The organism is Micrococcus luteus, from assembly GCF_014138885.1.
Taxonomy (GTDB): Bacteria; Actinomycetota; Actinomycetes; order Actinomycetales; family Micrococcaceae; genus Micrococcus; species Micrococcus luteus.
This window is the reverse complement of sequence record NZ_JACJIK010000001.1, coordinates 1,442,796-1,461,032: the sequence shown is the minus strand read 5'-3', so window position 1 is coordinate 1,461,032 and position 18,237 is coordinate 1,442,796. Positions and strand designations below refer to the sequence as shown.

Genomic DNA, 18,237 nt, shown 5'->3' with positions numbered 1-18,237 from the left:
TTTCGAATTTTGACGATCAAGCGTGGACGGCCTGCCCGGATGATGTTTGAATTTGAAACAAGTTCGGAGGCCCAGGAGCCATCGCCGCCGCGGCGGCCCACCCCGGACACACCAGACAGACCCGCTTCAGAAGGAGCACCCCATGAACGCCATCACCACCGGAACCTGGAATCTCGACGCCGCCCACTCGGACGTCGACTTCGTCGTCCGCCACGCGGGCATCTCCAAGGTGCGCGGCACCTTCCACGCCGTGGAGGGCCAGCTCGTCATCGCCGAGCAGTTCGCCCAGTCCTCCGTGGACGTGACCGTCGACGTCGCCTCCATCAGCACCAAGAACGAGGGCCGCGACGGCCACCTGCGCTCCGCCGATTTCTTCGACGTGGAGCAGTTCCCCACCATGACCTTCCGCTCCACCGAGGTCCGCGGCGAGCCCGAGGAGTTCACCCTGGTCGGGGAGCTGACGCTGCACGGCGTCACCCGGACCGTGGAGCTTGAGGCCGAGTTCGGCGGCCAGGACAAGGATCCCTTCGGCGCGACCCGCGTGGGCTTCGAGGCCACCGGCGAGATCTCCCGCAAGGACTTCGGTCTGACCTGGAACGCCGCCACCGAGGCCGGCGGCGTCCTGGTCTCGGACAAGGTGAAGCTCGAGATCGGCGCCGCCTTCGTGCTGTCCGAGGCCGACGCCCAGGCCTGAGCCTGAGTCGACCTCGCGCGTCGAGACCGGGTCCCTCGATGAGGGGCCCGGTCTCCTCATAGGGTGGGGCCCATGATGGCTTCGAAGACCCCGCACCAGAACGTCACGTTCGACCTGCCCACCAAGGACGCCGGCCAGGACGGCGACCGGACGGGCCACGGCTACCTCGCGCTGCCCGCCTCCGGGAAGGGCCCCGGCGTGATCGTGATCCAGGAGTGGTGGGGCCTGGTGGACCACATCAAGGATGTGTGCGACCGCCTCGCCGACCTCGGCTTCGTCGCGCTCGCCCCCGACCTCTACGGAGGCTGGATCGCCCACGACGGCGACGAGGCCGGCGAGATGATGCAGAACCTGCCCGCCGAGGAGGGGGCCCGCCAGCTGGCCGGCGCCGTCGACTGGCTGCTCGCCCGGGACGAGGTGACCTCGCAGACCGTGGGCGCGATCGGCTTCTGCATGGGCGGCGGCTTCGTGCTCGCCCTCGCGGCCCAGCAGGGCGACAAGGTCTCCGCCGCCGTGCCCTTCTACGGCGTGGGCCAGGGCGTGCCCGGCGACTTCTCCGGCGTCACCGCCGCCGTCCAGGGCCACTACGCCGAGCAGGACGACTCCTTCCCCGTCGAGGACGCGCGGGAGCAGGAGCAGCAGATCCGTGAGGAGTCCGGGGCCGACGTCGAGTACTTCTACTACGACGCCCCGCACGCCTTCCACAACGACGAGAACCCCCAGGGCAACTACCGGCCCGAGGCCGCGGCCCTCGCCTGGGACCGCGCCGTCTCCTTCCTGAAGGAGAAGGTCCGCTGAGCGGCTCCCGTGGCGGCCGGGGCGGGAAGTCCCGCGCGAGCAGGGGCGGCCCCGCCCGGTCCACCCGCTCCGGCGGCGGGCGCGGCGTGGCCAAGGGCGTGAAGCCTGCGGGCCGCGCCGGGGGCGAGGGCCGGCGTCGTCCCGCGCCCGCGCCACCGGCCGACCTGCCCGTCCCGCCCGAGACCCTCTTCCTGGCCACCATCCCCGGGGCCACGCCGTCCACGTGGGTGGAGCGGTTCACCACGCGCCAGCGCACGGTGCAGCTCGTCAACCACGACGACGCGGCCCAGCTGGCCCACCTCGCCCACGACGCCGCCGGTCAGCCCCGCCACTTCCTGCCGCAGCTGGGCTACGTGCGGCGCCGACGCGACGTGCCCGTCGAGGAGTTCCTGCGCGCCGGCGGCGTCGACCCGCGGCACGTGCACCTCGTGGGCGTCTACTCCGAGCTGCCGGTGGTGTGCGTGGGCAGGGACCACCTGCTCGCCGCGTGGGACGTGGACGCGGACGGCCCGGTGCCGCCCGCCGAGCTCGACCCGGACGAGGAGCTGGATCCCGCCCGCTTCGCCCCGGCCCCCAGCCCGGAGCCGATGGACGCCGCCGAGCTGCCCGGCGCGGGCGAGCGGATGGCCCTGGAGATCGCCGCGTCCGGCGCCGGCCACGTCGTGCTGCCGATGTCCGTGGCCCGCATGTTCGGCCGCAAGGACGTGATCGTGCTGCCGCTGGCCTCCACCCTCGACGACACCGTGGGCCTGTCCCGCGCCGACCGCGAGGCCGCCGCCACGCGGTCCGCGCTCGCGGACGAGCAGGCGCGGGCCGAGGCGGAGGCGGGCGCCGCCGTCGTCGACGGGGCGGATCCCGCGGGCCACGGCGACGACGACGCCCGCCACCCCGGCTGGGACGTCGCCCTGGCCTGGCTCAAGGCGGCCGACTCGGAGCTCGTGCAGGCGTTCGTGGGGGTGGCGCGCGGGCGGCGGGGCGCCAGCTCGCGCTGAGGGCGGGCGCGCCTATGCTCGGAATGACCCGCATCACACTCAAGGAGGGCGCATGTCCGAGCATCAGCAGCACGTCGGCCGCCGGGACCCCCGGATCAGCGACGAGGCCATCGAGCGGGGCCGCCGCGCCCACGAGCTCGACCGCGCGCACGTGTTCCACTCGTGGAGCGCGCAGCGCGACCTGAATCCCATGACCATCCTCGATGCCGAGGGGTCGTGGGTGTGGGACGGCGAGGGTCGGCCCATGGTCGACTTCAGCGGGCAGCTCGTCTTCACGAACGTCGGCCACCGCCATCCGAAGATCGTGGCCGCGATCCGCGAGCAGGCCGAGACGCTGGCCACCGTGGCCCCGCAGCACGTCAACGACGCCCGGTCCGAGGCGGCCCGGCTGATCACGGAGCGGCTGCCGGAGTCCATCAACCACGTGTTCTTCACGAACGCGGGCGCAGAGGCCAACGAGCACGCGGTGCGGATGGCACGCCTGCACACGGGCCGGCACAAGGTGCTCTCCGCGTACCTCTCGTACCACGGCGCCACGCGCCTGACGGCGAACCTGACCGGCTCCCTGCGGCGCGTGGGCTCGGACTCGGCGTCCGACGGCGTCGTGCACTTCCAGCCCGCGTACACGTACCGCTCCGCGTTCGGCTCGGAGAGCGACGAGCAGGAGGCCGAGCGCGCGCTGGCCCACCTGCGCGACGTGATCGAACTCGAGGGCCCCTCCACCGTGGCCGCCGTGATCCTCGAGGCCGTCCCCGGCACCGCGGGCATCTTCCTGCCGCCGCCCGGCTACATGGCCGGCGTCAAGGAGCTGTGCCGCGAGCACGGGATCCTGCTGATCATCGACGAGGTCATGGTCGGCTTCGGCCGCGTGGGCGAGTGGTTCGGCCACCAGCTCACGGGCGTCACCCCGGACATCGTCACGTTCGCCAAGGGGGTCAACTCCGGGTACGTGCCGCTGGGCGGCGTCGCCATGAGCGACGACGTCTACGAGAGCTTCGCGACCACGCCCTACCCCGGCGGCCTGACCTACTCGGGCCACCCCCTCGCGTGCGCGGCCGCCGTCGCCGCGATCACCGCGATGGAGGAGGAGGGCATGGTCGCCCACGCGAAGCGCATCGGCGAGGAGGTCATCGGGCCGCGCCTGGCCGAGATCGCCGCGGCCCACCCGAGCGTGGGCGACGTGCGCGGCGCCGGCGCGTTCTGGGCCGTCGAGCTGGTGAAGGACCGGCAGACCCGGGAGCGGCTGGCCCCGCTCGGTCAGGTCGCGCCCGTGATGGGGCGGATGATGGCCGAGGCCAAGGACCGCGGGCTGTTGCTGTTCATGGCCGAGAACCGGTTCCACCTGTGCCCGCCGCTGAACATCTCGGACGAGGACCTGCGCTTCGGCCTCGACGTGCTCGACCAGGTCCTCGCCCTCGCCGACGAGGAGGTCGCGGCCGGCTGACGGGACCCGCCCCCCAGCCCCGCCCGGCCCCGCGCAGCCGACCCCCCGCGTTTTCGAACGTGAAAGGGGGGTTCTGAGCGCTTTCGGTCGTGGGATCGGCCCTACCTCACGACCGAAAGTGCGCGTGGCGCGGGATCGGGGTCAGCCGAGCCGGCCGGCCTCCGAGGCCTCGAACTGCTCCTCGTCCTCGGGCACCGGCTCGGTGCCGCGGGCGCGGGCGATCGTCGTCATGAGGTGGTACACCACCAGGGCGGCGACCGTGCCGAGCGTGATGCCGCCGAACACGAGCCCGCCGACCACGAGCTGGGGGTCGGCGATCGCGATGATCAGGCCCGCACCCGCCGTCATGAGGTTCACGGTGTTGGAGAAGTCCACGCGGTTCTGCACCCAGATGCGCACGCCCATCATGCCGATCATCCCGTAGAGGATGATGCCCGCGCCGCCGGCCACCCCGGCCGGGATGGTGGCGACGGCGGCCCCGAACTTCGGCAGGAACGCGAGGGCGATCGCGGTCAGGCCGGCCACCCAGTACGCCGCCGTCGAGTAGACGCGCGAGCTGGCCATCACGCCGATGTTCTCCGCATACGTGGTGGTGCCGACGCCGCCGCCCGCGCCGGAGAGCATGGTGGACAGGCCGTCCGCGATCAGGGCACGGCCGGTGAGCGGGTCCAGGTCGCGCTTGGTCATCAGCCCGACGGTCCTGACATGGCCGATGTTCTCCGCGACCAGCACGAGCACGACGGGCAGGAACAGGGGCAGCAGGTCCCAGCGCAGCTCCGGGCCGTGGAAGGGCGGCAGCCCGATCCAGGCGGCCTCCCCGACGGCGGCGAAGTCCACCTGGCCCTGCGCGAGGGCCAGCACGTAGCCCACCACGATGCCCACGAGGATGGACAGGCGGCCCAGGAGCCCCCGGAACGTCACGGCCGTGAGCACCACCGCCAGGGCCGTGCCGAACGTGGTGACCGGCACCTCCTGCATGGCCGTCGTCGTGGCGCCGGCGAGGTTGAGGCCGATCAGGGCCACGATCGTGCCCATCACCGCCGGCGGCATGAGCGCGTGGATCCACCCGGTGCCGGCGCGGTGCACGATCGCGCCGATCACCGTGAGCAGCAGGCCCGTCACCAGGATGCCGCCGAGCGCGGCCCCCGTGCCGCCGATCGCGGCGGCGGCCGTCAGGGGTGCGATGAACGCGAACGAGCTGCCCAGGTACGAGGGCAGGCGGTTGCCCGTGATGACCAGGAAGAGCAGGGTGCCCAGGCCGGAGAAGAGCAGCGCCGTCGTCGCGGGCATGCCGGTCAGGGCGGGCACGAGCACGGTGGCGCCGAACATGGCCATCACGTGCTGCACGCCGATGCCCACGGTCCGGGGCCAGCTCAGCCGCTCGTCCGGGGCGACGACGGTGCCCGGGGTGATGGTGCGGCCGTCGCCGTGGAGGCGCCAGCCGGGGCCGCGCGAGGGCCGGGTGGGGGTGGGGGACATGGCCGCCTGCCGAGGGGTCGGGGATGGGGGTGTCGGGCGTTTCTCGGGGGCCTGGAAGCCTGAGCACAGCCCCGGTTCCGCGCCGGTGATTAGGGTACCGTGGGGCGCGTGGCTCAGTACTGTGGTGTGATCGGAGAGGCGCTCGTCGACGTCGTGGTCTCGGACACCGCGACCCCCCGCGTGCACGTCGGGGGCAGCCCCCTGAACGTGGCCGTGGGCCTGAGCCGGCTGGAGCGGCCCGTCCTGTTCGCCGGCCGCCTCGGCCGCGATGCGCACGGGGACATGATCGCCTCGCATCTGCGGGAGAACGGCGTGCGCTGCCTGCTCGAGCCGGATGCCGCCGCCACCTCCGTGGCCACCGCCCGCCTGGACCCCACGGGCGCCGCCAGCTACGAGTTCGAGCTGGACTGGACGCTGCCGCCCGCCGCCGCGCTCGCCCGGGACTTCGACGACGCCGCCGGCGGCCCGCTGCACCACATGCATGCCGGCTCCATCGCCACCATGCTCGCCCCCGGCGACGCCGAGGTGATGGCCCTGCTCGAGCGGATCTCGGCGGTCACGACCATCAGCTACGACCCCAACGTGCGGCCCACGATCGTGCCGGACCGGGCGTTCGCCCGCGCCCGCGCGGAGGAGTCCGTGCGGCTGGCGGACGTGGTGCACGCCTCGGACGAGGACATCGCGTGGCTGTACCCGGACCGCCCGCTGCGCGAGTCGCTGCAGGCGTGGCAGCAGATGGGCCCGGCGTTCGTGGTGATGACCCGCGGCGCCGAGGACATCGTGGCCGTCACCGCGCACGGCGTGGTGGAGCGCCCGATCGTGCCCGTGGACGTCGCGGACACCGTGGGCGCCGGTGACTCGTTCACCGCCGCCCTGCTCGCCGCCCTCGACGACCGCTCCCTGCTCGGCGCCGCGAACCGCGGCCGCCTGCACGCGATGGACCCGGCCGACGTCGAGTCGGTGCTGATCTACGCCTCCCGCGCGTCGGCGATCACGGCTTCCCGCCCGGGGGCGGACCCGCCCACGCGGGCCGAGCTGGCGGACTGATCCCACGCCCGCCCGTCCCCGCACGAATCTGTTGCGCATCCGACCCTTCCGGCGGGCGGGGACGCCCCCAGAAGGGTCAGAGACGCAGACGATCCCGGCCGCCTCAGAGCAGGCCCAGCCCTCGCACGGCGTCGCGCTCGGCCTCCAGCTCGGCGACGGTCGCGGCCAGCCGCCCGCCCTCACCCGGCAGCACGGACTCGTCCGGCTCCAGCCCCGGCACGATCCGCCACGCGGTGCCGCCGTCGGAGGTCACGGGGAACGAGCTGATCAGCCCCTCCGGCACCCCGTAGGAGCCGTCCGAGACCACCGCGGCCGACGTCCGGCGCGGCGCACCGTCCGCGTCCACACCGGTGCCGAGGGTCCAGTCGCGCATGTGATCGATCGCCGCGGACGCCGCCGACGCCGCCGAGCTCGCCCCGCGCACCTCGATGATCTCCGCGCCCCGCCTCGCCACGCGCGGCACGAACTCCTCGCTCGCCCACACCGGGTCCACCACCTCGAGCGCCGGCCGCCACGTCCCGTCCACCCGCACGCGGGCGTGGGTGAGGTCCGGGAACTGGGTGGCGGAGTGGTTGCCCCAGATCGTCACGCCGGACACGTCCGTCACCGCGACGCCGGCCCGCGCGGCCAACTGCGCCACGGCCCGGTTGTGGTCCAGCCGGGTCAGCGCCGTGAAGCGCGCGGCCGGCACGTCCGGGGCGTGGGCGGCGGCGATCAGCGCGTTGGTGTTGGCCGGGTTCCCGACGACGACGACCCGCACGTCCTGCGCCGCGTGGTCGTTGATCGCCCGGCCCTGAGGCCCGAAGATCCCGCCGTTCGCCTCGAGCAGGTCGCCGCGCTCCATGCCCTTCGTGCGCGGCCGCGCGCCGACGAGCAGCGCGTGCTGGACCCCGTCGAAGGCGCGGGCCGGGTCGTCCGTGACCTCCACGTCGGCCAGCAGCGGGAAGGCCGCGTCGGCGAGCTCCATGGCGGTGCCCTCCGCGGCGCCCAGGGCGGCCGGGATCTCGAGCAGGCGCAGCCGGACCGGGGTGTCCGGGCCGAGCATCCCGCCGGCGGCGATGCGGAAGAGCAGCGCGTAGCCGATGTTGCCGGCGGCGCCGGTGACGGTGACCGTGCGGGGCGTCGTCGACGCGGGGTCCGGGGCGGTGTCCTGTGCGGTGGTCTGCTGTGCGGTGTCCACGCCCCCATCGTGCCCCCGCTCGCCCGCGGAGGACACCCCGGCCCGCCGCACGGCCCCGGCCTAGACTGAGCGCATGCCCGCCCTGCCCCTGCCCTCGCGCCGTCCGCGGATGATCGCGACGGACCTGGACGGCACCATCATCGGGTACCGGCACACGCGGTCGGGGCGCCTGAGCCCGCGCACCATCGCGGCGCTGCGGGACGCCCACGACGCCGGCGTCGAGGTGGTGTTCGTGACCGGCCGTCCCCTCCGCTGGCTCGGCCCGCTGAGCGCGCAGCTCGGCCCCGTCGGCCCGGTGATCTGCTCCAACGGCGCCGTCCTCGTGGACACCGCCACGGACGACGTCCTGATCGCCCACCCCATGCCCGTCGAGGCCGTGTGGACAGCCACGGACCGGCTGCGCGCCCTGGACCGCACCGTGTCCTTCGGCGCCGAGACCCTCGAGGGCTTCTTCTGGGAGCACGCGTTCTCCGAGCGCGCCGAGTTCCGGGCCGAGGTCCACGCGGCGGCCACGCTCGAGGCCGCGCTGCCGGGTCGGCTGGGCGTGGTGAAGCTGCTGGCCCGCTCGGACACCCTGGCCCCGGACGCCTTCCTCGCCGCGGCCCGCGCCGAGCTGGACGAGCTCGTGAGTGCCACGCACTCCGCGCCCGGCATCGCGCTCGTGGAGATGTCCGCCCCGGGCGTGCACAAGGCCGCGACCCTCGCCGAGTTCGCCGCGAGCCGGGGGGTCGCGCCGGTCGACGTCGTCGCGTTCGGGGACATGCCCAACGACCTGGAGATGCTCCAGTGGGCTGGTCTCGGCCTGGCCGTGGCCTCGGGCCATCCGTCGCTGCTGGCCGCGGCGGACGGCGTGGTCGGGGCGTGCGACGACGACGGGGTGGCCGCCACCGTCGAACGCCTGCTGGAGCTGCCCACGGACTGAGCCGCGGGCCGCCCCCGGCGGGTCAGAGGAACTCGTTCGGGTCGAACGCCTCGACGTCGATCACGCGCAGGCGCGGCAGGGACGAGTCGAACGCGCCCACCGCGTGCTCCAGGTCGAAGAACTCGACCCCGGGGATGCGGCGCAGCTCGTGGGAGAGGAACTCCTCGAAGCCCATGATCCCGGTGCGTCGGCCCGGCGTGGCCGCGAGGTCGGTGAGCTGGGGGGCGAAGTCGGCGTCGTGGCTGACGAGGATGACGTCGTCCTCCCGGCCCAGCAGCGCCTCCGCGGTGCGCTGGATGCCGATGTCCACGACCTTGCCCTCGCCCCGCAGCATGATCGGCTGGAAGCCGAGGGCGGTGAGCGCCTGGACGAACGGGATGGGGATCTCACCGTCGATGGCGAGGAAGAACAGGCCCTTGACCGGCTGGTCCCAGCGGTCCTCGAGGTAGCCGAGCAGGCGCTTCCAGCGTGGCCGCTCGTCGGGCTGGGGGCGCCGCTGCAGGATGGACGTGCCGAGGGTGGCGTCGATGTTCTCGCCGTCGATCAGCAGGTAGGTGGTTCGCTCGCTCACGCTCTCGAGGCTACCCGCTGGGGTGGACGTCGGTCAGCGCGCGCGGTCGAACGGGGCCGTCAGCAGGCGGACGACGCCCTCCAGCGGCCCCGCGCGGAACGGGCCGATACGCACGACGGCCCGCCACAGCAGCGGCAGCAGCAGCGCGCCGGCCACCAGCACGGCCAGGGTGAACCACGTGTCGTCCGCGCCGGTGGCGCTGCGCCACGGCCCGGGTCCGAGCCGCCGCACCCAGCCGAGGTACCACAGGTGCGCCACGTACACGGACAGCGTCATCGCGCCGGGCACGGCCAGCAGCCCGGCCCGCCGCGGCGCCAGGGCCGCGCACGCGCCGAGCACGATCAGCACGAGGCCCGTGTCCAGCAGGGCCTCCGCCGGGGTCGCCGTGTAGGGCACGGGGGCGGCGCCGGTCTGCGTCCGGGACAGGGCGAGCACGACGCCGGCCAGCGCGATCCCCCCGGCCGCCCAGGCGAGCCCCGTGAGCCGTGCGCGCCGGGCCGGGGCCGCCGTCGTCGTGCCGTGGACGGTGGCGACCAGCACCGCCCCCAGCAGCGCCCACGCGAGGAACAGGGGGAGACGGTACGGGCCGTCCGTGAGGAACGCGGAGACCCACGGGGTCAGCGTCGCGCGGCTCAGCCCGAGGGCCTGAGCGAGGGGGACGAGCCGGTCGACGACGTCGGCCGTCGGTGTGGCGGCGAGCAGGAGGCCGCCTCCGCCGGCCAGGACGGCGAGCACGAGGTGCGCGGCGAGGGGGAGGGCGGCCAGCAGCGCCATGATCACTGTGAGCACGGCCAGGTGTGCCAGCACGTTCACGACGGCTGCCCCGAAGTGCCCGGCCAGCCACACCGCCCCGCACAGGGCGGCCGCCCGCACGAGCGCGCGAGGCACGGCCCGGCCACGGCCCAGCCACTCCGCCTCGAGGCGCGCGCCCACGCCCACGAGCGCCGCGAACAGGGGCGCGGTGAGGTACTCGGAGAGGTGGAGCACCCCGCCCGGGCCGCCGGTGGGCGCCGTGTGGGCGACCATCATCGAGACCAGGGCCAGGCCGCGCGCGACGTCCACCCAGACCAGGCGGCTGCGTGCGGTGTGGGTGGCGGCGGGGACGTGGGACGAGCGGGCGGACACGGCGACCTCCGGGGTGGGGGACTCAGTCCAGGACGCGGGTCAGGTCGGCATCCTCGTAGCGGACCGGCTTCGAGCCGGTGACGAGCTTGTGGCCGAGCCACAGCGCGAGGAACAGGGGCAGGCCGATGTAGGCGCTGGCCACGGCCACGAGGTCTACGTCGCCCATGAACGCCTGGTAGTTCTGGCCGAGGATCACGACGGCGCACATGACCAGCGCGACGATCGGGCCCAGGGGGAACAGGAAGGCGCGGTAGGGCAGATCCTTCGGATCGTGGCCCTGCGCGACGTAGGCCTGCCGGAACCGGTAGTGGCTCCAGGCGATGCCCATCCACACGATGAACCCGGCCAGGCCCGAGGCGGAGACGAGCCACACGTAGGCGGCGCCGTCCCCGATGAACGTGGTCAGGAAGCACGCCGCGCCCACCGCGGTGGTGGCGTAGAGGGCGTTCATGGGCACGCCGCGCCGGTTCACCTTCGCCAGGAAGCGCGGGGCCTTCCCGGAGTCGGCCAGGGCCCAGAGCATGCGGGTGGAGGCGTACAGGCCCGAGTTGCCCGCGGAGAGGATGGCCGTGAGGATCACGGCGTTCATCACGGAGGCGGCGGCGAGCACGCCCGCGTTCTCGAAGACGAGCGTGAACGGGGAGATCGAGATGTCCTCGACGTCGCTGCCCAGCAGGTGGGGGCTGGTGTAGGGGATGAGGAAGCCGACGACGGTGATCGCACCGACGTAGAAGAGCAGGATGCGCACGAACACGGTGCGGATCGCCTTGGGCACGTTCTTCTCCGGGTCCTCGGCCTCGCCCGCGGCCACGCCGACCAGCTCGGTGCCCTGGAAGGAGAAGCCGGCCACCATGAAGATCGCCAGGATGCCGGCGCCGCCGCCCACGAAGGGGGCCTCGCCGTCGGTCCAGTTGTGGAAGCCGGGGGAGGAGCCGCCGAGGATGCCGACGATCATCAGGACGCCGAGCACCAGGAAGATCACCACGGTGGCGACCTTGATGAGCGAGAACCAGAACTCGCTCTCGCCGTAGGCGCGCGTGGAGAGGGCGTTGAGGCCGAAGAGCAGCGCGAGGAAGGTCGCGGACCAGATCCACGAGGGCACGTCCGGGAGCCAGTACCGCATGATCAGGGCCGCCGCGACGAGCTCGGCGGCCACCGTGATCGCCCAGTTGTACCAGTAGTTCCAGCCGATGGCGAAGCCGAACGAGGGGCTCACGAAGCGGGTCGAGTACTCCTCGAACGCGCCGGAGACCGGCAGGTACGTGGACATCTCACCGAGCGACTGCATCAGCAGGAACACCATGAAGCCGATGGCCACGTAGGCCGCAAGGGCGCCACCGGGGCCGGCGGTCGCGATGGTGTTGCCCGAGGCCACGAACAGGCCCGTGCCGATGGCGCCGCCCATCGCGATCATCGTCAGGTGCCGGGATTTGAGGGTGCGCCGCAGGGAGCCGCCCTCGGGGGTGATGTGGGCGGCGGAGGCGGGCGGCGTCGACGGGGACGTCCGGGGTGCGCTGTTGTCCACGGTGGCCTTTCGGTGGAGGAGCGGTCGGACGCGCGTCGAAGGCCGCGGCGTCCCACCCTGCTGCACGGTGGTAGAAGGGTATCCCGGCCGGGCGCGTCCGTCAGACGGCGGGGACGAGTTCGGCGCGCAGCGCCGCCGTGAACGCGTCCACGTCCTCCTCGGTCGTGTCGAAGCCGCACACCCAGCGCACCTCGCGGCGCGCCGCGTCCCAGTCGTAGAACCGGAAGCGGGCGCGCAGCCGGTCGGCCACGCCCTCGGGCAGGACGGCGAACACGGCGTTGGCGTCCGTGGCCTGCGTGAACTCGACGCCGGCCAGCGAGCCGTCGGCGACCCCCGCCTCGATGCCGGCGCGCAGCCGGGCGGCCATGGCGTTGGCGTGGCGGGCGGAGCGCAGGTACAGGTCGCCGTCGAACAGCGCGAGCAGCTGCGCCGAGACGAAGCGCATCTTCGAGGCCAGCTGCATCTGGTTCTTGCGCAGGTACACGAGGCCGTCCGCGGCGTCCGGGTCGAGCACGACGACGGCCTCGGCCAGCAGCGCCCCGTTCTTGGTGCCGCCGAGGGAGAGCACGTCCACGCCGACGTCGGTGGTGAAGGCGCGCAGCGGCAGGCCCAGGGAGGCCGCGGCATTGGCGATGCGGGCGCCGTCCATGTAGACGCGCATCCCGTGCTCGTGGGCGTAGTCCGTGATGGCCTTGACCTCGTCCGGGGTGTAGACCGTGCCGAGCTCGGTGGACTGGGTGAGGTAGACGACCAGGGGCTGGGCGCGGTGCTCGTCACCCCAGCCCCAGGCCTCGGCGGCAATCAGCTCGGGGGTGAGCTTGCCGTCGTCGGTGGCCACGGGCAGCAGCTTGATGCCGGCGGACTTCTCGGGCGCGCCGCCCTCGTCCACGTGGATGTGCGCGGTGTCCGCGCAGATCACCGCGCCCCAGCGGGGCAGCATGGCCTGGAGCCCGACGACGTTCGCCCCGGTGCCGTTGAACATCGGCCACACGGTGGCGTCCTCGCCGAAGTGCTGGGCCACGACCTCCTGGAGGCGGGCCGTGTACACGTCCTCGCCGTAGGCGACCTGGTGGCCCCCGTTGGCCTCGGCGATCGCCGCGAGCACCTCCGGGTGGACGCCGGAGTAGTTGTCCGAGGCGAAGCCCCGCTCCTGCGGATCGTGGATCCTCTGCATGTCAGTCCGTTCCCTTCTCCTGGAGCGTGAGGACGGCGTCGTTCAGCGCGCCCGCCTCAGCCTCCCACAGTCGCGTGTACTCCTCGGCCAGCCGTGCCTCGAGCCCGGCGAGGGAGGTCACGCGGAACACGACGGCCGCCGAGCGCAGCGGGGTCCCCGCGTCCCGGGCGGCCTTGGCCCAGCCCTGCGCGACCGCGCGGGTCCATGCCTCGCTCGCCGCCTTCACCGCGGCGTAGTTCGCGCCGCCGGCGAGCGGCCGGGTCACCGCCGGGGACGAGACGATCGCGAGGCGACCGGCGGACGAGGCCCGCAGGTCGTCGTCGAGGGCCCGGCTCACGTGCCGCAGCGCCGTGAACGAGGCCTCGAGGGCGCGGTAGTCCTCCTCGGACTGGCCGGCGAGGCCCCCGCCGCCGCGCCAGCCGCCCACCAGGTGGAGCAGGCCGTCGATCCGGGTGCCGCGGGCGTGCAGGTCCTCGACGAGGCCGCGGACGGCGGCCTCGTCCGTGAGGTCCAGGGCCGCGGTCTCGGCGCCGAGCGCGGCGAGGGGGGCGAGCTTCGCGGCGTCGCGCCCGGTCGCGACGACGTGCGCGCCGGCGTCGAGGAGCGTGCGGGCGGCGGCCCGGCCCGAGGCGCTCGTGGCGCCCGCGATCAGGACCGCGCGGTCGGTCAGGGCGGCCACGGGTCAGTCGCCCGTGCCGCGGATCCCGGCGGTGGACTCGATGACGCCGCGCATCTTCTTCTCAAGGGCCTCGAAGAACATGGACAGCGGGAACTCGTCGTCGAGCACGAGGTCGGTGTAGCCCTTGGGCGGGCCGGCGAGCACCTCGCGCGGCAGGCCCTGCGCCCAGACGGAGGCCGGGTGCGGGGTGACCACGGAGGCGACGAGCTCGTAGGCCTGGAGCCAGTGCACGGTCTTGGGGCGGTCGATGGACTCCCAGTAGAGCGTGTCGATGGCGTCGCCCAGCTCGACGACGGCGTCGGCGAGCCGGTCCCAGTCCACGCTGAGCTCGACGTCGCGCCACTGGATCACGTCCTTGCGGTGCAGCCAGGCGAAGAGCAGCTGGCCGCCGAGGCCGTCGTAGTTGCGGACGCGGGAGCCGGTGAGGGCGAAGCGGAAGACCCGGTCGAAGAGGACGGCATGCTGCACGAGCCCGGCGTGGCGGCGGGTCTGCTCCTCGAGCGCGGTGAGCTGCTCGCCGGCGGCGGCGCGCGCCGTGAGGCGGCGCTCGATCGCCACGCACTCGCGGAAGGCGGTCATGTCGCAGCGCATCTCCTCGAGCGTGTAGAGGAAGAAGGGCATGCGCTGCTTGATCATGAACGGGTCGAAGGGCAGATCGCCGCGCATGTGCGTGCGGTCGTGGATGAGGTCCCACATCACGAAGGTGCCCTCGGCGAGCTCCTGGCTGGAGAGCAGTTCGGCGAGCTCGGCCGGGAGCTCGAGTTGGGTGATCTCGGCGGCCGCGGTGACGACCCGGCGGAAGCGGGCGGCCTCGCGGTCCTGGAAGATGGCGCCCCACGTGAAGGTGGGGATCTCGCGCATGGCCACGGTCTCGGGGAAGAGCACGGCCGAGTTCGTGTCGTAGCCGGGGGTGAAGTCGATCAGGCGCAGGGAGACGAAGAGGCGGTTGCCGTAGTCGCCGGCCTCGAGTGCGGCGATGAACTCCGGCCAGATGGTCTCGACGACGAGGGCCTCCACGTGCCGGTCGGGGGAGCCGTTCTGCGTGTACATCGGGAAGACCACGAGGTGCCGGACGCCGTCGACGCGGTGCTCCTGCGGCTGGAAGGCGACGAGGGAGTCCAGGAAGTCGGGCTCGGCGAAGCCGCCGTCGGCCCAGCGGGCGAAGTCGCGGGGCAGGGCGGCGAGGTAGGCGGCGTCGTGCGGGAAGAGCGGGGCGAGCTCCTCGACGGCGGCGACGATGGTCTCCACGTGCTCGCGCGCGGCGGCGTGGTCCGCGGGGTCCGGGATGGAGCCGTCCTTGACCTGCAGGGGCTGGAGGGCGGTGGCGGCGGCCTTGAGGCGGAGCCAGGCCGGGTGGGTCTCGACGGTGCGCGCGTCGGCCGGGGTCTCCGGGACGACGACGTCGGTCCGGGCGGGCTGCAGAGCGGTGGACATGGAACCCCTCCTGAGGTCGAATCGCCGGAAAATATCCGGTGACGCGGATCACTTGCCGGAAGGGTTCCATGCGGGCACGGGGCTGTCAACCCGGCGGCCGGGGCCGGCTGATAGCGTGCCGCGCATGGACGACCCTGTCGATACGCGGCTCGCGGCCGCCGTCTCCCATGACCCGCGCGCCACGCTCGCCCAGCTCTCCGAGCGGGTCGGCCTGTCGACGTCCGCGGTGCAGGCGCGCCTGCGCCGGCTCGAGAGCACGGGCGTGATCACGGGCTACCGCGCGTTGCTCGACCCCGAGGCCGTGGGCAAGCCGCTCTCCGCCTTCATCGAGATCAGCCCGCTGGACCCGCGTCAGCCCGACGACGCCCCCGAGCTCCTCGAGTCCATCGCGGCGATCGAGGCGTGCCACTCCGTGGCCGGCGACGCCGCGTACATGCTCTTCGTCCGCGTCGGCTCCCCGCGGGAGCTCGAGGCGCTGGTGACGGAGATCCGCCAGACGGCGTCGGTGTCCACCCGGACCACCGTGGTGCTGCAGACCTTCTACGAGCACCGGCCCATGCTGGAGCTCCCGGTCGAGGACTGAGGGCGGGCGCTTCGGCCCCTCCGGTCACGCGAGAGGTCGGAATGAGGGCGGATCTGACGCTCATTCCGACCTCTCGCGTTCCCGGCTGCGGCAGCGGGCACTCGGCCGTCCGTCCCCGCTACGGTGATCCCGTGCGTCCGACCTCGCCCCGTCCCGCCCCCGCCTACCTCACCGACTCCGTCCCCGCCCGTCGCGGCCACCCGCTGGGGTTCGCGCACCGGGGCGCCGCCGTCGACCGGGAGAACTCCCTGGCCGCGTTCGTGGACGCCCACGCCGCCGGATTCACCTACCTCGAGCTGGACGTGCGCACCACGGCGGACGGCGAGCTCGTCGTGTTCCACGACGAGACCCTGGACCGCGTCAGCACGGGCCGCGGCCGGCTGCGCGACCACACGTGGGAGCGGCTGGAGGACGTCACGGTCGGCGGGGAGCCGCTGCTGCGCTTCACCGAACTGCTGACGGCACTCCCCGAAGCCCGCCTCAACGTGGACCTCAAGGACCGCGCGTCGGCCCCGGCCCTGGCCCGCATCCTCGCCGAGCACGGCGCCTGGGACCGCGTGCTCGTCGCCTCGTTCCACGACTCGCGGCGCCGCCTCTTCCGGCGCGCCCTCGCCCGCCTCGGCCACCCCGAGCGGGCGTACGGGCCGGAGCGGGTGGCGACGTCGGGCGGGGCGGCCGCCATCGCGGCGCTCGTGACGCTGGGCCCGCTGGGACTGACCCGCTGGCTGCGCCGGTACGCCCTCGACGTCGACTGCGTGCAGGTGCCCGTCCGGCACGGCCGCGTGCCCGTGGCCACCACCGACTTCGTGCGCCGCTGCCACGCGGCGGGCCTGCCGGTGCACGTGTGGGTCGTGGACGAGCCCGCGGAGATCGAGCGCCTGCTCGACCTCGGCGTCGACGGCGTCATGACCGACCGCGCCGACGTCCTCGCCGAGGTCTACGCCCGCCGCGGGCTCTGGCCGCAGCGCTGATCCCCGCCCCTCAGAGCATCTTCGGCAGCAGCGCCCGCTTCATCCGCCCGTACGGCGGGTACGCGGTCTTGAGCGTGTCCACCTGGTCCGACTTCGTGATGGACGGGCGCAGGTGGGAGAACGTCTCGAACCCGTGGATGCCGTGGTACGCGCCCATCCCGGACGCGCCGATCCCGCCGAACGGCAGCGTCGCGATGCCGGCGTGCAGCAGGCCGACGTCGTAGCCGAGGCCGCCGGCCTGCACCTGGTCGTCGAACGCGCGGTGGTAGCTCGGCCGGTCCGTGAAGAGGTAGGCGGCCAGCGGGTGCGGGCGCTCCGCGATGAAGTCCAGGGCGTCCTGGAAGGTGTCCACGGTCAGCACGGGCAGGATCGGGCCGAACAGCTCCTCCTGCATGAGCGCGCCGTCGGGCCGCACGCCCGTCACCACGGTCGGCGCCATGTACCGTCCTGCCACATCCACGTCGCCGCCGACGAGCAGCTCGGCGCCGGCGTCGAGGTCCGTCTGGAGCATCTCCCGCAGCCGCTCCGCGTGCTCGGCGGAGATGAGCCGGCCGTAGTCCTTCGACGCGCGGGGGTCGTCGCCGTAGAACTCGCGCAGGGCTGCGGGGAGCTCGGCGGTGACCTGGCGCAGCGCGGCCTCGCCGACGGCCAGCACGTAGTCCGGGGCCACGCACGTCTGGCCCGCATTGGTGAACTTCGCCCACGCGATGCGGCGGGCCATCGCGCCCGTGTTCCGCGACGGCGTCACCACCGCCGGCGACTTGCCGCCCAGCTCGAGCGTCACGGGGGAGAGGGTCTTCGCCGCCGCCTCGTAGACGATCCGGCCCACGCGCTCCCCGCCGGTGTAGAGGATGTGGTCCCACGGCTCCGCCAGCAGTGCGGTGTTGCACTCCTTGCCGCCCGCCACCACGGAGACCAGCGCGGAGTCCAGGTACTGCGGCACCAGCTCCCGCAGTGCCGCCGCCGTGGCCGGGGCCTTCTCCGACGGGCTGAGCACCACCGTGTTGCCGGCCGCCAGCGCGCCCACGACCGGGGCGAGCGCGAGCTGCACCGGATAGTTCCACGCACCGATGACCAGCACGAGACCCTTGGGCCGCGGCCGGACCTCCGCGCTCGCGGGCCGCAGGGCCAGCGGCAGCTTCACGGGCCGCGGCTCCATCCAGTCGGTCAGGTGCAGCAGCGCGTGGTCCACCTCGGAGCGCACCGAGACGATCTCCGTGATCAGCGCCTCGGTGGCCGGCTTGCCCAGGTCCGTGCCGAGCGCCGCGACGAACCGGTCCGCGTGCTCGGTCAGCATCCGCTTCAGGCCCTTGAGCTGGCGAACCCGCACCGCGCGCGGGTGGGCGGCGCGGGAGCGGGCGGCGGCGCGCAGCCGCTCGACGGCGGCCCGCGGCTCCTCGGGTCGGGGCCCGGCCGGCGCGATCGGCAGGGCCTCGGTGGGCAACGGCTCGCGGACCGGATCGTCGGCGGGGGAGTCGGGGGAGTCGGTGGTCAGGCCGGGGGGCTGCGTGCTCATGCCGGCCACGCTACCGAGCGGCCCTGTGCGGCGGCAGGGCGGGGCGCCGTCGTCGTCCTCCGGCCGCTGGTGCCGCCCCGACGGGCGCCACGGCGTTTTCGTT

The 18,237-nt window shown here is 73.7% G+C and carries 17 protein-coding genes; 8 read left to right on the top strand and 9 right to left on the bottom strand.

Features of this window, described 5'->3' with window-relative positions:
- Nucleotides 1-142 precede the first annotated feature (142 nt).
- The 4 genes from HDA34_RS06700 to HDA34_RS06685 all read left to right on the top strand — a co-directional run bounded on the left by HDA34_RS06700 (nucleotide 143) and on the right by HDA34_RS06685 (nucleotide 3,928).
- Nucleotides 143-694, top strand: coding sequence for a YceI family protein (locus tag HDA34_RS06700; RefSeq protein WP_044659846.1), 552 nt, complete (start codon nucleotides 143-145; stop codon nucleotides 692-694).
- Nucleotides 695-766: 72 nt separating this feature from the next.
- Nucleotides 767-1,492, top strand: coding sequence for a dienelactone hydrolase family protein (locus tag HDA34_RS06695; RefSeq protein WP_061867203.1), 726 nt, complete (start codon nucleotides 767-769; stop codon nucleotides 1,490-1,492).
- Nucleotides 1,493-1,578: 86 nt separating this feature from the next.
- Complete coding sequence (locus HDA34_RS06690; protein WP_061867204.1) at nucleotides 1,579-2,484, top strand: hypothetical protein; 906 nt, start codon at nucleotides 1,579-1,581, stop codon at nucleotides 2,482-2,484.
- Between the two features lie 52 nt (nucleotides 2,485-2,536).
- Nucleotides 2,537-3,928: an aspartate aminotransferase family protein gene (locus tag HDA34_RS06685; protein WP_061867205.1), complete on the top strand. Its 1,392-nt coding sequence runs from the start codon at nucleotides 2,537-2,539 to the stop codon at nucleotides 3,926-3,928.
- A 141-nt stretch (nucleotides 3,929-4,069) separates the two neighbouring features.
- Here HDA34_RS06685 and HDA34_RS06680 read toward each other — a convergent pair whose 3' ends face one another.
- Nucleotides 4,070-5,407, bottom strand: coding sequence for a uracil-xanthine permease family protein (locus HDA34_RS06680; protein ID WP_134377497.1), 1,338 nt, complete (start codon nucleotides 5,405-5,407; stop codon nucleotides 4,070-4,072).
- Between the two features lie 126 nt (nucleotides 5,408-5,533).
- Between HDA34_RS06680 and HDA34_RS06675 the strand changes: the two genes are divergently transcribed.
- Nucleotides 5,534-6,454, top strand: a complete 921-nt coding sequence (locus tag HDA34_RS06675; protein ID WP_010079702.1) for a carbohydrate kinase family protein — start codon at nucleotides 5,534-5,536, stop codon at nucleotides 6,452-6,454.
- A 103-nt stretch (nucleotides 6,455-6,557) separates the two neighbouring features.
- Here the strand turns inward: HDA34_RS06675 and HDA34_RS06670 are convergent, their stop codons facing one another.
- Nucleotides 6,558-7,634, bottom strand: a complete 1,077-nt coding sequence (locus tag HDA34_RS06670; RefSeq protein ID WP_049146380.1) for a malate dehydrogenase — start codon at nucleotides 7,632-7,634, stop codon at nucleotides 6,558-6,560.
- 73 nt (nucleotides 7,635-7,707) lie between these two features.
- Between HDA34_RS06670 and HDA34_RS06665 the strand changes: the two genes are divergently transcribed.
- Nucleotides 7,708-8,556, top strand: a complete 849-nt coding sequence (locus tag HDA34_RS06665; protein WP_036316534.1) for an HAD family hydrolase — start codon at nucleotides 7,708-7,710, stop codon at nucleotides 8,554-8,556.
- A gap of 22 nt (nucleotides 8,557-8,578) precedes the next feature.
- On the opposite strand, the gene HDA34_RS06660 is transcribed toward HDA34_RS06665, so the two are convergent.
- The 6 genes from HDA34_RS06660 to HDA34_RS06635 form a co-directional block, all read right to left on the bottom strand.
- Entirely contained in the window at nucleotides 8,579-9,127 is a 549-nt protein-coding gene (locus HDA34_RS06660; RefSeq protein WP_063189174.1) for an NYN domain-containing protein, read from the bottom strand.
- A 33-nt stretch (nucleotides 9,128-9,160) separates the two neighbouring features.
- The gene (locus tag HDA34_RS06655) at nucleotides 9,161-10,252 is read right to left on the bottom strand and encodes a hypothetical protein (protein ID WP_134377498.1); all 1,092 of its coding nucleotides are present in this window, start codon (nucleotides 10,250-10,252) and stop codon (nucleotides 9,161-9,163) included.
- Between the two features lie 22 nt (nucleotides 10,253-10,274).
- Nucleotides 10,275-11,777: an amino acid permease gene (locus HDA34_RS06650; RefSeq protein WP_134377499.1), complete on the bottom strand. Its 1,503-nt coding sequence runs from the start codon at nucleotides 11,775-11,777 to the stop codon at nucleotides 10,275-10,277.
- Between the two features lie 100 nt (nucleotides 11,778-11,877).
- Nucleotides 11,878-12,951, bottom strand: coding sequence for a threonine aldolase family protein (locus tag HDA34_RS06645; protein ID WP_134377500.1), 1,074 nt, complete (start codon nucleotides 12,949-12,951; stop codon nucleotides 11,878-11,880).
- A gap of 1 nt (nucleotide 12,952) precedes the next feature.
- On the bottom strand, nucleotides 12,953-13,630 hold the full coding sequence (locus tag HDA34_RS06640) for an SDR family NAD(P)-dependent oxidoreductase (protein WP_134377501.1): 678 nt from the start codon (nucleotides 13,628-13,630) through the stop codon (nucleotides 12,953-12,955).
- Nucleotides 13,631-13,633: 3 nt separating this feature from the next.
- Complete coding sequence (locus HDA34_RS06635) at nucleotides 13,634-15,064, bottom strand: DUF6421 family protein (RefSeq protein ID WP_134377502.1); 1,431 nt, start codon at nucleotides 15,062-15,064, stop codon at nucleotides 13,634-13,636.
- A gap of 124 nt (nucleotides 15,065-15,188) precedes the next feature.
- Between HDA34_RS06635 and HDA34_RS06630 the strand changes: the two genes are divergently transcribed.
- Nucleotides 15,189-15,647 carry an Lrp/AsnC family transcriptional regulator gene (locus tag HDA34_RS06630; protein ID WP_134377503.1) on the top strand — a complete coding sequence of 153 codons (459 nt, stop codon included), beginning with the start codon at nucleotides 15,189-15,191 and terminating at the stop codon, nucleotides 15,645-15,647.
- Nucleotides 15,648-15,778: 131 nt separating this feature from the next.
- A complete protein-coding gene (locus HDA34_RS06625) occupies nucleotides 15,779-16,618 on the top strand; it encodes a glycerophosphodiester phosphodiesterase family protein (RefSeq protein WP_134377504.1) in 840 nt (279 codons plus the stop codon).
- 10 nt (nucleotides 16,619-16,628) lie between these two features.
- Here the strand turns inward: HDA34_RS06625 and HDA34_RS06620 are convergent, their stop codons facing one another.
- Nucleotides 16,629-18,134 carry an aldehyde dehydrogenase family protein gene (locus tag HDA34_RS06620; protein ID WP_134377505.1) on the bottom strand — a complete coding sequence of 502 codons (1,506 nt, stop codon included), beginning with the start codon at nucleotides 18,132-18,134 and terminating at the stop codon, nucleotides 16,629-16,631.
- Between the last annotated feature and the right edge of the window lie 103 nt (nucleotides 18,135-18,237).

Excerpts from the sequence above, each read along its gene's own strand:
- HDA34_RS06620 (WP_134377505.1), bottom strand. The coding sequence starts at position 18,134 with ATGAGCACGCAGCCCCCCGGCCTGACCACCGACTCCCCCGACTCCCCC.
- HDA34_RS06680 (WP_134377497.1), bottom strand. The coding sequence starts at position 5,407 with ATGTCCCCCACCCCCACCCGGCCCTCGCGCGGCCCCGGCTGGCGCCTC.
- HDA34_RS06685 (WP_061867205.1), top strand. The coding sequence starts at position 2,537 with ATGTCCGAGCATCAGCAGCACGTCGGCCGCCGGGACCCCCGGATCAGC.
- HDA34_RS06630 (WP_134377503.1), top strand. The coding sequence starts at position 15,189 with ATGGACGACCCTGTCGATACGCGGCTCGCGGCCGCCGTCTCCCATGAC.
- HDA34_RS06695 (WP_061867203.1), top strand. The coding sequence starts at position 767 with ATGATGGCTTCGAAGACCCCGCACCAGAACGTCACGTTCGACCTGCCC.
- HDA34_RS06665 (WP_036316534.1), top strand. The coding sequence starts at position 7,708 with ATGCCCGCCCTGCCCCTGCCCTCGCGCCGTCCGCGGATGATCGCGACG.
- HDA34_RS06645 (WP_134377500.1), bottom strand. The coding sequence starts at position 12,951 with ATGCAGAGGATCCACGATCCGCAGGAGCGGGGCTTCGCCTCGGACAAC.
- HDA34_RS06700 (WP_044659846.1), top strand. The coding sequence starts at position 143 with ATGAACGCCATCACCACCGGAACCTGGAATCTCGACGCCGCCCACTCG.
- HDA34_RS06635 (WP_134377502.1), bottom strand. The coding sequence starts at position 15,064 with ATGTCCACCGCTCTGCAGCCCGCCCGGACCGACGTCGTCGTCCCGGAG.